12 protein-coding genes are annotated in these 13,378 nt (G+C 70.8%); 4 read left to right on the top strand and 8 right to left on the bottom strand.

Annotated elements, in window-relative coordinates; translation table 11 throughout:
- The first annotated feature begins 101 nt into the window (after positions 1–101).
- A complete protein-coding gene (locus tag AAFX79_08070) occupies positions 102–803 on the top strand; it encodes an MBL fold metallo-hydrolase (protein MEO1008508.1) in 702 nt (233 codons plus the stop codon).
- A 3-nt stretch (positions 804–806) separates the two neighbouring features.
- On the opposite strand, the gene AAFX79_08065 is transcribed toward AAFX79_08070, so the two are convergent.
- Positions 807–1,502 carry a hypothetical protein gene (locus AAFX79_08065; protein ID MEO1008507.1) on the bottom strand — a complete coding sequence of 232 codons (696 nt, stop codon included), beginning with the start codon at positions 1,500–1,502 and terminating at the stop codon, positions 807–809.
- 38 nt (positions 1,503–1,540) lie between these two features.
- Between AAFX79_08065 and AAFX79_08060 the strand changes: the two genes are divergently transcribed.
- On the top strand, positions 1,541–2,662 hold the full coding sequence (locus tag AAFX79_08060; GenBank protein MEO1008506.1) for a TIGR03032 family protein: 1,122 nt from the start codon (positions 1,541–1,543) through the stop codon (positions 2,660–2,662).
- A 29-nt stretch (positions 2,663–2,691) separates the two neighbouring features.
- Here AAFX79_08060 and AAFX79_08055 read toward each other — a convergent pair whose 3' ends face one another.
- The 3 genes from AAFX79_08055 to tilS are packed head-to-tail and all read right to left on the bottom strand — an operon-like array spanning position 2,692 to position 6,340.
- Positions 2,692–4,053, bottom strand: a complete 1,362-nt coding sequence (locus AAFX79_08055; protein MEO1008505.1) for a GC-type dockerin domain-anchored protein — start codon at positions 4,051–4,053, stop codon at positions 2,692–2,694.
- Between the two features lie 50 nt (positions 4,054–4,103).
- Positions 4,104–5,315 (bottom strand): Xaa-Pro peptidase family protein, encoded by a 1,212-nt coding sequence (locus AAFX79_08050; GenBank protein MEO1008504.1) that lies wholly within the window; start codon positions 5,313–5,315, stop codon positions 4,104–4,106.
- On the bottom strand, positions 5,312–6,340 hold the full coding sequence (tilS, locus tag AAFX79_08045; protein ID MEO1008503.1) for a tRNA lysidine(34) synthetase TilS: 1,029 nt from the start codon (positions 6,338–6,340) through the stop codon (positions 5,312–5,314). Before tilS ends, AAFX79_08050 begins: the two co-directional genes overlap by 4 nt.
- Before the next feature lie 48 nt (positions 6,341–6,388).
- Here tilS and AAFX79_08040 point away from each other — a divergent pair, with 48 nt between their 5' ends.
- Positions 6,389–6,988 carry a hypothetical protein gene (locus tag AAFX79_08040; protein MEO1008502.1) on the top strand — a complete coding sequence of 200 codons (600 nt, stop codon included), beginning with the start codon at positions 6,389–6,391 and terminating at the stop codon, positions 6,986–6,988.
- Between the two features lie 139 nt (positions 6,989–7,127).
- Here AAFX79_08040 and AAFX79_08035 read toward each other — a convergent pair whose 3' ends face one another.
- Genes AAFX79_08035 through AAFX79_08025 form a run of 3 tightly spaced genes read right to left on the bottom strand, consistent with a single transcriptional unit; the run spans position 7,128 to position 11,423 of the window.
- A complete protein-coding gene (locus AAFX79_08035; protein MEO1008501.1) occupies positions 7,128–8,687 on the bottom strand; it encodes an aldehyde dehydrogenase family protein in 1,560 nt (519 codons plus the stop codon).
- On the bottom strand, positions 8,684–9,931 hold the full coding sequence (locus AAFX79_08030) for an arginine N-succinyltransferase (protein MEO1008500.1): 1,248 nt from the start codon (positions 9,929–9,931) through the stop codon (positions 8,684–8,686). The genes AAFX79_08035 and AAFX79_08030 overlap by 4 nt, the downstream gene beginning before the upstream one ends.
- A gap of 22 nt (positions 9,932–9,953) precedes the next feature.
- A complete protein-coding gene (locus tag AAFX79_08025) occupies positions 9,954–11,423 on the bottom strand; it encodes an aminotransferase class III-fold pyridoxal phosphate-dependent enzyme (GenBank protein ID MEO1008499.1) in 1,470 nt (489 codons plus the stop codon).
- 532 nt (positions 11,424–11,955) lie between these two features.
- On the opposite strand from AAFX79_08025, the gene AAFX79_08020 reads away from it, so the two are divergent.
- On the top strand, positions 11,956–12,171 hold the full coding sequence (locus tag AAFX79_08020) for a hypothetical protein (protein ID MEO1008498.1): 216 nt from the start codon (positions 11,956–11,958) through the stop codon (positions 12,169–12,171).
- 119 nt (positions 12,172–12,290) lie between these two features.
- On the opposite strand, the gene AAFX79_08015 is transcribed toward AAFX79_08020, so the two are convergent.
- Positions 12,291–13,373 carry a transporter substrate-binding domain-containing protein gene (locus AAFX79_08015; protein MEO1008497.1) on the bottom strand — a complete coding sequence of 361 codons (1,083 nt, stop codon included), beginning with the start codon at positions 13,371–13,373 and terminating at the stop codon, positions 12,291–12,293.
- Positions 13,374–13,378 lie beyond the last annotated feature (5 nt).

Here is a 13,378-nt window from a genome sequence, read left to right as displayed (position 1 = left end):
TTGCGGACCCCCTCCTCCGATGCCGCGTGCGCAGCACTCCAGTGTATATAACGGCCAAACGGGGCCGCAAGATGCGTCGCCGGGCCGCCCTAGGCTCGCCGATGGACGCCATCGACATCGAGGGCCGCGTCGAGGGGCACCCCACGGCGGCCATGCTCGCCGCTCCGCTGGGGCCCCACCAGACCAATTGCTACGTCTATTCCCCGAACGGATCCGATGGCGGCGTTCCCTGCTGGATCATCGATCCGGGCTACCAGCCGGCCGGGGTCATCGGGGCCATCCGCGAGCACGATTGGACGGTCGAGGCCGTGCTGCTCACCCACGCCCACGCCGACCACATCCTGGGCCTGGCCGAGGTGCTGGAGGCCTTCCCCGATACGCCCGTGCTCATCCACGAGGCCGAGGAGGACTGGCCGGCCGACCCCGCCAAGAACCTCAGCCAGGGCATGGGCGTGCCCTTCGCCGCCCCCGAGCCCACGCGGACCTTCGCGCACGGCGACACGCTGGCCATCGGCCACGGTGCGCGGGAGCAGCGGTGGGAGGTCCGCCACGTGCCGGGCCACAGCCCGGGCGGCTGCGCCTTCGTCGCGCCGGGCGGGCGGCTTGCGGTCGTGGGCGATGCCCTGTTCGCGGGCAGCATCGGCCGTACCGACTTTCCGGGCAGCGACTTCGACACGCTGGCGTCGGCCATCCGCGAGCAGCTCTACACCCTGGCGAGCGACTGCCTCGCGCTGCCGGGCCACGGCCCGCCGACGACCATCGGCGCCGAGCGGGAGAGCAATCCGTTCGTGAGGCGGGGTTAGAAATTAATACATGGGGCCGGTTCGTGCTCGCACCGCGTAGTCGGCCAAGAAGGGCGGCAGCCGCGTCGTGCTCGTGAAGCGATCGATGATCGCCTCGATCCGCGCTGGGGACGAGAGCTGCGCGTGGCTGAGTGCGTGCAGGGCACTGATACGGCACGTGGATGTGCGGCACTGGTGGAGGATGGTCTCGAGGGACCGGAAGGCGACATCGGCGAGTTGTGGATGCTCCTCTGGAAAGAGCGTTGGAGACGCGATGCCGCCACCCATGTCCCAGATCATGTAGACAGCGCCGTCGATCCGAGCTTCGTTTCTGCAGTCGTCATCCGGTGCGGTGCCGTCCCGGCAGCACAACGCGTCGAATAGCTGGCGATAGATCGTTGGTATCGCGGCCCAGCACGCCTGCTGGGTCTCGATCGACACCTTATCATCGCGGATGGTGTGCCAATTGAAGGTGGCGCACCCGAAGGCGTAGGTGACGCCATCGCCGATCTGGTCCGGAGTGAATCGGAATCTGAGTGTCTGCGGATTTGAGCAGAGTTGCAGCAGGAAGGACGCAACGGTTGGGGCGGGGATCACGTCGTAGTGCTCGAAGCGTGCGAACGCTTCGGGCGAATCCGAACTAAAGTCGCCGTAGCCCTGCGTGAACGCGTAGTCCAGCCACTGTTCGTAGCTCACATCGCTGGAGTCTGGCCGCGACACCCGCGACGATAGCCGTCCGGCGTCAGCTATCCTCGCACATGGATAGCCACTCTCAGCCTGCCGAGTCCGGCCAGCAGCCGCCATCCAAGCCCGTTGACCTGGCCATCAGCGCCAGCCGCCATCTGCCCGAGTGGCTGGCCCGCGAGCGGCTCAGCCTGGGCTTCTCGACCTACCAGGCCGGCAAGATGTTCCTCATCGGCCTGCAGCCCGACGGACGGCTGAGCGTCTACGAGCGGACGTTCAACCGCTGCATGGGGCTGCACGCGTCGGCGGATGCGCAGACGATCTGGATGGCCTCGCTGTACCAGCTCTGGCGCATGGAGAACTACGTGCCGCCCGGCCAGGCCACGCCCGATGGCTACGACCGGCTGTACGTGCCGACGGTGGGCTACACCACGGGCGACATCGACACGCACGACATCGTCGTCGGGCCCGATGGCCAGCCCGTATTCTGCGCGACGGCCTTCAACTGCCTCGCCACGACGAGCCACACGCACAGCTTCAAGCCGGTCTGGAAGCCCGAGTTCATCTCGGGCACGCTGGCCACGCTGCCGCCCGAGGATCGCTGCCACCTCAACGGCCTGGCGGGCGACCCCGAGACCGGCGCGCCGGCGTACGTCACGGCGGTGAGCCGGTCGGACGTCAGCGACGGCTGGCGGGATCGCCGCGTCGGCGGGGGCGTGCTCATCGACGTGCGGGCGAACGGCGGCGCGGTGGTGGCCGAGAACCTGAGCATGCCGCACTCGCCCCGCGTGCACCCGGACTACCCGGGCCGGGTGTGGCTGCTCAACGCGGGCACGGGCTTCTTCGGGTACGTCGACCTGGACAGCGGCGCGTTCACGGACGTCGCGTTCTGCCCGGGCTTCACGCGGGGGATGGCCTTCGCCGGGAAGCACGCCGTCGTCGGGCTGAGCGCCGCCCGAGAGAACCGCACGTTTCGTGGCATGCCGCTCGACGAAAACCTGGCGTCGCGGGACGCCGAGCCGCGGTGCGCGCTGCACGCGATCAACCTGGAGACGGGCGGGACCGACCACTGGCTCCGCGTCGAGGGCGTGGTCCGCGAGCTGTACGACGTGATCGCGCTCAGGGGCGTGGCCCGCCCCATGCTGCTGGGCTTCAAGACCGATGAGATCCGGCGGATGCTGCGGATCGAGGCGTAGGCCGGCGCCGGTTCGGCGTGCGAGGCGTGCTACTCGCACCCCGCGTCGAACGCGTTCTGGAATGCAAGAAAATCGAAGAGCGTCAGCTCGCCGTCGCCGTCGAAGTCGGCCCGCGGGTCGCCGTCGGTGAACAGGTTCTGGAACGCGAGAAAATCGAAGAGCGTGAGCTCGCCATCGCCGTCTAGGTCGGGCGGGCACGCCACCGAGCCGCAGCCCCAGCGGGCGATGTTGTTGGCCTCGTCGTCGCCCGCCAACGAGAATCCGCCCGCGACGAACAGGCCGTCGCCGAAGGGGCTCGCGGCCATCCCGCCGATGCCCGGGACGCTGCCGCCGGCGATGCCCAGGCCGAGCGGCTCCCAGGCGGTGCTGCCCAGCACCGCGATGCCGCTGACGGCGTCGGAGCCCGACAGGAAGAACGTGCCGCCGGCGTACAGCCGCTCGCCGTCGCCCGCGTCGGCGACGAGCAGCGATGACACGGTGTTGTCGAAGCCGTCGCGGACTGCCTCGAAGTTGTCGCCGTCCCAGCGGACGACGTTCAGCGGGGGCGGGCCGCTCAGCGGCCGAGCGTCTGCAAAGTTGCCGCCGACAAAGAGCGCGTTGGCGCGTCTGTCGTCGTAGACCGCCAGGGTGTTGCCGCGGGGATTGGTCCCACCGCTGAAGCCATCGCCGACCACCTCCCACGCCTCGCTGCCGTCGTAGCGCGCCAGGCCGCGTCCGCCGTCGACGTCGAATGCGCCCGTGGCGTACAGCGCGTCGCCGGCGCCGTCGTCCCACACGATGGCGTCGTTGGCCGAGCCGATGAGGTTGCCGCCCAGCGCGACCCAGGCGGTGCCGTCCCAGCCGGCAACCGCGGGGCTGTTCTCGCCCGCCCCGCCCGGCTGGAAGACGGTCGTGAACGTGCCGCAGAGGATGAGCAGGTCCCGGCCCTGGAAGTCGACGGCGCGCATGCCGAGCACCTGGCCGTCGATGCCCCCGCCCAGCGGGTGCCATCGGTCCCCGTCGAAGCGGGCGACGCCCTCGATGGCCTCGCCGCCGGCCTCGGTGAAGCGTCCGCCGGCGTACAGCTCGCCGTCGAACACGGCGATGGCGTTGGCGCCGACGATCGATCCGCCGCGTGTCAGGCCGCTGCCGCCGAAGGACCGCCAGCCGTCGTCGGGCGTCCACGCGGCCACGCCGCCCACGGCCACGCCCCCGGCCGACGAGAATGCGCCCGAGGCGATCAGCAGCGGGCCGCCCTCGTCGAGCGCCGCCAGCCCGCGCCGCACGCCGCGATCGAGGCCGGGCTGGCCGATGGCGGCGTCCCAGTCGGGCGAGCACTGGGCAGGCGCGCTCGCGGGGCAGGCAACGAGCGTGGAGATGGCGAATACAGCGACGGGCATGCGCGGGGCCATACCGCCACGATACCGCACCGCTTGCGCGCACGCAAGGACATCTGCGGCCGCTACCGCATCAGGCCCTCCACGCCCTTGCGGTCCAGCGGCAGATCTCTGCTGAGGTTCCTTGGGCCCTGTGTGGTGACGTGGATGTCGTCCTCGATGCGGATGCCGATGTTCTCCTCGGGCAGGTAGAGGCCGGGCTCGATGGTGATCACTGCGTCCTCGGCCAGTGGCTGCTGGGGGTCGGGGTCGTGCACGGTTAGACCCAGGTGGTGGCCGATGGAGTGGAAGAAGGCGTGGCCGTAGCCGGCCTTGTCGATGACCTCGCGGGCGGCCATGTCGACGTCGTGCATCCAGGTGCCGACGGTGGAGGCCTCGATCGCGGCGCGCATCGCCTCCAGCACGAGTTCGTAGGCGTCGGCCTGCGTGGAGCTAAACGTGCCGTTGACCGGGAACGTGCGCGTGATGTCGGCGCAGTAGCCGCCGATCTTGGTGCCGCTGTCGAGCACGAGCATGTCGCCATCCTGCATCACGCGGTCGTTGGCGCCGTAGTGCAGCACGGTGGCGTTGATGCCCGAGCCGGCGATGGGGTTGAAGGCGTTGCCCTCGCCGCCGTGCTCGGCGAAGGTGGCCTGCAGCGTGCGGACGACCGCGCCCTCGCTCGCGCCGGGGCGGATCTCGCGCGCCGCGGCGCGGACGCCGGCTATCGTCGCGTCGACGGCCACCTGGATCAGCGTCCGCTCGGCCGGGCTCTTGGCGGCGATGAGCGTGCGGAGCCGCTGCCACCCCGCGTGGATCGAGACGCCCGGCACGCGCTCCGCGGCGCGGCGGTAGGCGGCAAGGTCCGCGTTGATCGGCGCCGGCGCGGGCCGCGGCGCGTGCAGGCACACCAGGCGTCCCGCTCGCGCGGCGGCGTCGGTCAGCAGCCAGTGCAGGCGGCTCGTGCGGAACACGGTGCCGACGCCGAAGCGGTCCCGCATCTCGGGCGAGATCGATTCGCGGATCCCGTGCCACTGCTCGTCCTCGGGGTCGCGGCTGCGGAGCAGCAGGACCTCCCGACGCCGGGGGTTGGGGTTGGTCGGATCGAGCACCAGCGCCGCGTTGGGCTCGTCGGCCAGCCCGGTGAGGTAGAGGAACTCGATCGCCGGCTCCCAGTCGCCCCGCAGGCTCGGGCTGTGCTCGCCCGCGAAGACGACCGCCGCGCCGCCGTCGAGCTGCGCGGCCACCCGCTCGCGGCGCGTCTTGATCTCTGCGAGGTCGATGGGCTTCGCGGTCATGCGTCCTCCCGGGGCGCTGGCGTGATGGCGATGGTGCCGCCCCGGTGCTCGAGGCGCAGGCCCGCCACCGTACGCACGCCGCGGCCGTCCACCAGCCAGGCCGACAGCGAACGGGCGGTGGCGGCGGAGAGGCGGTCGTGCCCCCGGCCCGCGACCTCGTCGATGGCGCGGCGGAGCAGTCCCTCGCGGACGGCGGGCGGCAGGTCGACCATCGGCGGCTGCGCAAGTTCCAGCCCGCTTGGCGTCCGCATTGCGACGCGGGGCCAGGCCTCGTTGACGGCGTCCCGCACGACGCGGGCGGCCTCGCGGATGGCCCGGGCCGCCCGGGCGGCCCGGCGCGAGGCGCCCGGCCGCAACCGCTCGAGTACGGGCGTGACCTCGGCCCGCAGCGCCGCTCGCAGCCGGGTTGGGTCGTCGTTGGTCGCGTCGTACGCCCAGGTCCAGCACGCATGGCGGCAGATCGCCTCGGCCTCGGCGCGGCCGACGCCCAGCATGGGCCGCACGAGCGTCACGCCGTCGCCGATCGCACGCCGCGGTGCGGGCCCCCGCAGCCCGCGGGGGCCCGCACCGCGGATGAGGTTGGCCAGCATGGTCTCGAGCACATCGTCGGCCTGGTGCGCGACGGCGACGTAGCGGCATTCAGCGTTCCGGGCGAGGCGTGCGAGCGCCCCGTATCGCGCCGTACGGGCGGCGGCCTCCGAGTTGCCCGCGTCCGCGTACGCCACGCGGACGGGCAGGTCCAGCACGCGCCCCAGCGCCTCGACGAGCCGGCGGTCGGCCTCGGCGTCCTGCCTCGGCCGCATGTCGTGCACGACGTGCCCGATGCTCCGCACGCCCCGCGTGCGGCCGAGCGCGAGCGCGAGGGCCGAGGAATCCGCGCCGCCCGAGACCGCAAGCAGCGTCGGGCGGTCGGCGTCGTCGACGCTTGAGCCGCCGGTAAGCTCCCGCCAGGACCGCACGATCGCGCGGCTGGCCGCCCGTGCGTCGGGTTGCTCGGCGTGGTCTGCCCGGTCCGCGTGTCCCACGGCCGATCGTAACGAATGGATCCGGGCTGCATCGGCCGACATAGGAGCATGCTCCTCGCGTTGCAGGACATCGCCGATCCCGCCGCCGCCGCGCCCACCGAGGTGCTGGATGGCTCGCGGATGCAATGGCTGCTCATCGCCGCGGGCATCGCGATCCTGGTGTGGGTCATGATGCGGCTGCAATGGAAGCGGCGGCGGCGGGGCGAGGACGAGAGCCCCGTGCACCAGATGCGGGAGTACGTCGACGCTCGCGCCCAGGAATCCGAGCGGGCCGGCGAGATGGCGGCGATCGTGGCCGACCTCGCCGCCCGGCTGGAGAACCGCGCCGACAGGCTCGAGGTGCTGCTCGAGCAGGCCGACGAGCGGATCCAGCAGCTGGAGGCGCGGCTCGGTTCGAGCGTGCGGCCGCTTGGCAGTCTCGATGCCCATCCCGTCCCGCATCCGCAGCGTGCCGAGGCCTCGTGGTCCGCCGACGGACCGGAGGCATCGTCCGGCGATGCGGAGGACGCCGCGTCGGCCGACCCGCTCCGCGAGGACGTCTACGCCCTGGCCGACCGAGGCAGGTCGCCGCTGGAGATCGCCCGCGAGCTGGACCAGCAGGTCGGCACGATCGAGCTCATCCTGGCGCTGCGGCAGAAGCCGGCGTGAGTGCGATTCGCTCGATCTTGAGTAGTGTCGATCCAGACGTAGCGTGTGCATTCGTCCAGGCCCGCCGGATTTACTCCAGCGCGGCCGTACCAGAGCGAGTGTGCGGCCGGTAGGCCGCTACGGAGCGTTCAAGGATGCTCTACGCCGGCAGCCAGCCGTCCTCGAAGGCCATGCCCGGCGCGACCGTGGCGGCGTCGCCGCGTTCGAGCATGCCCGCAACCGGATAGGCGGTGTAGTCCAGCGCGAAGGCGCCGGCGGGCCGGTGGTTGCCGCTATAGCCAAGCCCGCCGAAGGGCAGCTTGCTGCTGGCGCCGGCCGTGGCGCAGTTCAGGTTGACGCAGCCGGCCCGGGCGTCGTGCAGGAAGTCGGCGATGCGGGCCTCGTCCTTGGTGAAGATCGACGCTGCTAGGCCGTAGCGCGTCGCGTTCACCTGCTCGATGCCCTCCTCGTAGGACGACACCACGCAGATGCGTAGCAGCGGCCCGAAGACCTCGACGTCGCAGCCGGCGTCCGTCCCGTCCGTCGGCGTGAACCGATCGACGCGGATCACGCCGGGCGTGACGTACGAGCCGTCGGTCAGCGTGGGGTGCGAAGTCGCCTGGAGCAGCACCTCGCCGCCGGCATCGGCCATGCCGCTCTGGGCCGCGATGACGGCGTCGCGGGATTGGTCATTGATGATCGGGCCCATGAATACCGGGTGCTCGGCCCGGGGCGGCCCCACGATGAGCGCGCTGGCGGCCTTGAGGATTGCCGGCACGAGCGTGTGGGCGACCGATTCGTGCACGATCAGCCGGCGGCCGCAGGTGCACCGCTGGCCCGTGGTGACGAAGGCGCCGCGGGTGATCTCGATGGCGGCCTGCCGCAGGTCGGCGTCGGGCAGCACGAGCACGCCGTTGTTGCCGCCCATCTCCAGCGCCACGATGCGGCCGGGACGATCGAGGTTGGCACCGAGGATCTTGCGGCCCACGGGCCACGATCCCGTGAACGCGATGCCGTCGATGGCGTCGTGCGTGGTGAGTCGCGCGGCAACGTCGGCGCCGCCCTGCACCAGGTTCACCACGCCATTCGGCGCGTCGCAGTCGTCCAGGGCCTGCTGGAACAGCTCGATGATGAGCTGGCCCGTCGCGGGGGTCTTGTCGCTGGGCTTGAGCACCACGGTGTTGCCCGTCAGCAGCGCGGGCACGATGTGGCCGTTGGGCAGGTGGGCGGGGAAGTTGAACGGCCCGATGACCGCGATCACGCCATGCGGGCGGAACCAGCAGCGGCCCTCCTTGGTGGCGCCCAGGTCGAGGCTGAAGCCGCTGACGCGCTGGCGGCCCGCGTGCGGCCCCTCCTCGAGCGTGATGTCGACCTTGCCCGCGACGGCGGCGGCCTCGCCCGTGCAATCCCAGAGCGCCTTGCCGGTCTCCTCGCTGATGAGCCGCGCGATGTCGCCGGCTCGCTCCGTGGCGAGTTGCTGGTAGCGGCGGAGGACTTCGGCCCTGCGCTCGACATCCCACCGGCTCCACTCGGGGAGCGCGCGACGCGCGGCGGCGACGGCATCGTCCACGTGCGCCGGGGCCGGCGCGCCCGACCACACCACGCGGTCCCGCTCGGCGGGATCGAACGAGACGAGGGCGTCGCCGGCGATGGATCGGTACTCCCCGCCAACGAGGTCGCTAGGAGGGTTGGCGAGCACGCTTGGGGCGGCGGTGGTCATCCGGTGGTCTTCCTCCGCGAGGGCTTCTTGCTGGTCTTCCTGGATCTGGTCTTGGTGTTGTTCTTCGTGGCGGTGGCCTTCTTGGCGGCCGGCTTCTTGGTGGACCGTCGTCGCTCGGGCGAGGTGGCTGCGCCGTTGTCGCCCGGTTCCGCGAGCTTGGGCATCGGATCGATGAGGGTGCAGGCCACGCGGTCGCCGATGCCCACGCCCAGGGCCTCCATCATCTGCCGCGGGATGCGGACGGTGCCGCCGCGTTCGGCTAGGGGCGTCTGGACCGCGACGAACTCGCCCTCGCCGTCGAGCACGCTGAGGATCGCCAGCCCCTTGTAGCTGCTGGCGGCGACGGGCTTGCCGAGCTCGACCGTCCGCGTTGCGCGGACGAGGGGGATGTCGTCGGTGGCGGCCTGCAGGTGGGGGCCGCCGTCGAAGGGGTCGACCACGCCCCTGTACTCGAAACCCAGCTTCTCGAGCATCTTGCGTGCGGGGATGGTGTCCTGGCCAACCTGCCCCACGCCCTGCCGCGCCTGCGGCGCCAGCAGCGTGAGGTAGATGTCCTCCCGCGGCAGCAGGCTGAACATGAACTCGCGGCTGTACTGGCAGAAGCGGTCGGCCTCGTCGTAGCTCAGATTGATGAACCGGCGTCCCAGCGCATCCCAGAAGCGGTTGTCGCCGTCGCTGGTCAGCGGCGCCATCATCTCGGCCAGCACGTGGTCGGCGAAGTGCGCGCGGTGCAGCCCGATGAAATGGAACCGCACGAAGCTGAGGAATCGCCCCAGCTTGGCCTTGTGCGCGCGGTACGCCGGCTGGAGGATCAGCCCGCCGATCTCGGTCGGCCCGCTCTCGTCGAGGTGCAGCGTGGCGACCATGTGCGTCACGCCCGTGTGCAGGCTCTGGCTGAAGAACTTCCGCTCGCTGATCTTGAAGCCCACGTTGGGGTTGCCAGGTCCGCCCATGGAGGCCACCAGCTGGCTGCTGCCCAGCACCGCGCCGGTCTCGACGTCCTCCACGACGAAGGCGAACAGCTCGCTCTCGTTCATGGTCTCGCGGAGGCCGTGCGAGCGGCGGCGGGAGTCCTTTTGCTGCGGCGGCAGCCCGCGGCCGACGTGCTTGAAGCAATCCCGGCTGCGGAGGATCTTCTCGGTGATGATCTCCTTGTCGGGCGGCAGGTTGATGAAGTGCACCATCTTCGCCAGCTTCAGCAGCGTGTCGGCGTCTTCGATCTTGGCACGGCGGATGATGTACATTCGGACTCGCTCTTCGACGGACCTAAGAGGCGGCAACCTTCGCCAGCGCCCGCTCCACCACCCCGAACACCCGCGGCCAGTCCGCGAGGTCCATCACGCCCAGCGGCGGCAGCATGCGGACGTGGTAGGGGCCGTGGCCGCACCAGAAGAGGATGACGCCCTCCTCGAAGCAGGCCTTGCAGGCGGCGGCGATCTTGGCCTTTTCGCCGCCGAAGGGCGTGAAGCGCATCATGCCGCCCTCGCCGCCGACGAGCTCGCTGGTGAACAGCGCCTCGGGGAACCACTCGGGGTGGCGGCCCATGAGCGCTTGCACCTGCTCGCGGAAGGCGGCGTGGTGCTGCGCGATGCGGCCGTCGTTGCCGTAGTAGTCGCCCTCGCCCAGCATCTCGAGGATGCGGGTGCCCACGGTGAAGTCCGTACCGCTGCCGGTGAACGTGCCGCTGAGCAGGCCGGGCTTGGGCTTGTACTCGTCGGTCCACAGCGTGGCGCAGGCCTGGGTCATCTTGCCCACGCAGAAGACGTCGACGTACTCGCCCAGGTCGTAGGTCTCGTAGGCGAACATGTTCCGCGTGCGGCCGAAGGTCTGGATCTCGTCGTCCCACACGGCGATGCCGCTCGCCTTGCACATGTCCATGAGCTCGACGAAGAACTCCCGGGGCGCGGTATTGAACCCGCCCTCGCCCTGCACCAGCTCGAAGATGAAGCAGGCGTGCATCCTCGGGTAGCGGTCGATGAACTGCTGCAGCCGCCACTTGCAGTGGTCGATGAACGCGGTCTTTCCGCCCACCTTCTCGGCCGCCACGTCGTTCCAGAAGGGCATGTAGTCGACCTGGGTGGATAGCGGCAGGCCCTCGCGGCCCCCGGCCGAATCGCCGATCTGGGCCATCGTCACGCTGCGGCCCATGAAGCAGTGCTTGAAGGCGATGACGCGGGAGGCGGGGAAGTGCTTCTGGTAGCACACCTTCAGGGCGCTCTCGTTGGCCATCGCGCCCGACGTGGTGATGAAGGCCTCGCTGAGCTTGCTGTTGCGGCCGGCGTACTCCAGCAGCGTCTCGCCGAAGCGGTAGGCCTCGAAGTTGGACATCAGGTTGCCCGACTTGGCGGTGTCGTCGAGGGCCGCGACGGCCTGGGCCCGCACCAGCTCGGGGTGGCTGTGCCCGAAGAAGTGCACGCCGATGCCGCCGATCATGTCCCACTTCACGCTGCCGTCGGCCAGCTCGACGAGGGCGCCGTTGCCCAGGCCGCTGCCGACGTACTTGTACAGCAGCGGGCGGCCCTTCATCGCCTCGGCCCGCCGGACGAGGTCGTCGAAGGAGGCCGCCGCCTCGCCCGAGGGCGGCCGCACGTCGGTGATGCCCTCGGCGTGGGCCCGCGTCCGCTCGACGATGGCGTCGATGGCCGCCAGCACCGCCGGATCCTCGCGGAGGGCGTGGCCCGCCAGGGAGCCGTGGAGGTGCTCGAAGCCGGTTTGTTTGGAATCCACCTGGGTCATGGCGCCTCCTTGGGGCCCGCCGGTGCGCGGGTTCCGTAGGGTAGGAGATCGGGCGTGCGGGCAGTGGGATCCACCGGGGGTCCACCGGAACGCGAAGGGGCGGGGGATGGCGCGGCAGCCGCGGATCTGGCACTGGCGGGTGGGCCTGGCGAGCGTTCAGGTGGGTGCGCTGCTGGCGGTGGCCAGCGTGCCGGCTGCTGTCTTGCTCACACATCGACTAGACCTGCGGGGGCATCGCAGCGGTCCTCGGGACTACGAGTCTCGCGGCCAGCGCTACGAGGTTTATCTTTTAAGGGACGCGCTAGGAGTGGCATGGGCCTTCTGGGCAGTAGAGCGGCCTGATAGTGACGTCGAGCCGCAGCCCGTCCGCCTAGTCCAGTCGCTTCCTGGCCCCCTCGGGAGGTGGCAGGACGACCCCGGCGTTGTGGCGTTCGGAGTTGCTGGCTTCGGTTGGCCGCTGCCCGGCGCCATGTGGGCCGGGGACATCGAACGCCGCGACTCGGCAGCGTGCCGCGAGTTTGGATTGCTCTATGTGGCGCTCAACAAGCGAATCTACGCGATGCCGATCCTGCCCTACTGGCCCGGCCTGTTCGCCAACACCGCGTTCTACGCGGCGCTGGTCTTCCTGCCCTGGACCACCCTCCGCTGGCGTCGCATCGCCCGCCGGCGGAAGCGCGGGCTGTGCGTCGCGTGCAACTACGAGCTGGGCGAGGCGGTCGTGCGCTGCCCGGAGTGCGGGGCTGGCTAGAGCATGCTCGATCCGGGTGTCGCGTGTGCGTCCGTTTAGGCCCGCCGGATTCACTCCGGCGAGGCCGTCATGAAGCGAGCGTCGCGGCCGGAGGCCGCTACGGAGCGATCAAGCATGCTCTAGCGACCCAGGTACCGCCGCACCGTCTCCTGCCACTCCAGCGAGCTGGTTTCGGCCAGGATCGCCCGGTTGATCCGCTCGCGGAGCGGACTGCCCGTGGGCAGCGCGATGCCGTAGTTCTGGGGCTGGAAGGTCGCCTCGAGCACCCGCACCACGCCGTCGCGGTCGGTGCGGGCGAGGTGCCGCAGCACGGGCGCGTCGTGCACGACGGCGTCGACCTGCCCGTCGGCCAGCAGCGCCATCGCATCCTCGATGTTGTCGGTGGTGGTGGTGGGCACGCCGTTGCGGGCGAGGTAGCCGGTTGCCGTGGTGCCGGCGGGGGCGGCGACGCGGGCGCCCGGCAGGTCCTCGGGCCCCTGCACCTTGCCCTCGAGTGCGCCGACGGTGATGGCGCTGGCGATGCCGCCGGTGAAGGCCGCGATCACGATGATGCTCGCGAACATCCAGACCAGCGCGACCAGCCGCCCGCCCAGGGTCACCGGCGCCTTGTCGCCGTAGCCCACCGTGGTCATCGTAACGGCCGACCACCAGAAGCCGTTGGCCACCCCCGCAGCGCCGCCGCCGAACTGCTCCGCGTTCCTGCGTCGCTCGAAGAGCCACATCAGCACGCCGCTGACGAAGAGCACCAACGCGAGGGCCGCGACGGCCTGCAGGAATGCCACCGAGAAGAACGCCCCGACGATGCCCCACAGGCCGGCCATGCCCGACGATTCGGCGGGCACGGCGATGCCCAATCCGGAGCTGAAGTAGGCGTGCGAGAAGTCCATGCTGGCCTCGCGCTCGGCGCTGATGGTGATCGCCGAGATCGCTGCGTCGGCCTCGCCCGCCTCCACCGCCGCCAGCATGTCCTCCAGCGGCGCGAGTTCCCACTCGGTCTGCACGCCCAGGTCGGCGGCCACGCGGGACCACAGGTCGACGCTTAGGCCGCTCAACTCGCCGCCGGCACCCTCGATCACGAAGGGCGGCGTGGCCTTGGTCATGACACGGAACGACGGCGGGTCGGCTGGCGGCGCGTCCTGGGCCCAGGCGGCGCAGCCCGCGGCGAGGGAGCACGCGAGCATGGCAAGGTGGCGTCGGAGCATGCCGC

The organism is Planctomycetota bacterium (genome assembly GCA_039819165.1).
GTDB lineage: Bacteria > Planctomycetota > Phycisphaerae > Phycisphaerales > UBA1924 > JAHCJI01.
Note: the sequence above shows the minus strand (reverse complement) of the source record. Positions and strands in the feature narration are given on the sequence as shown.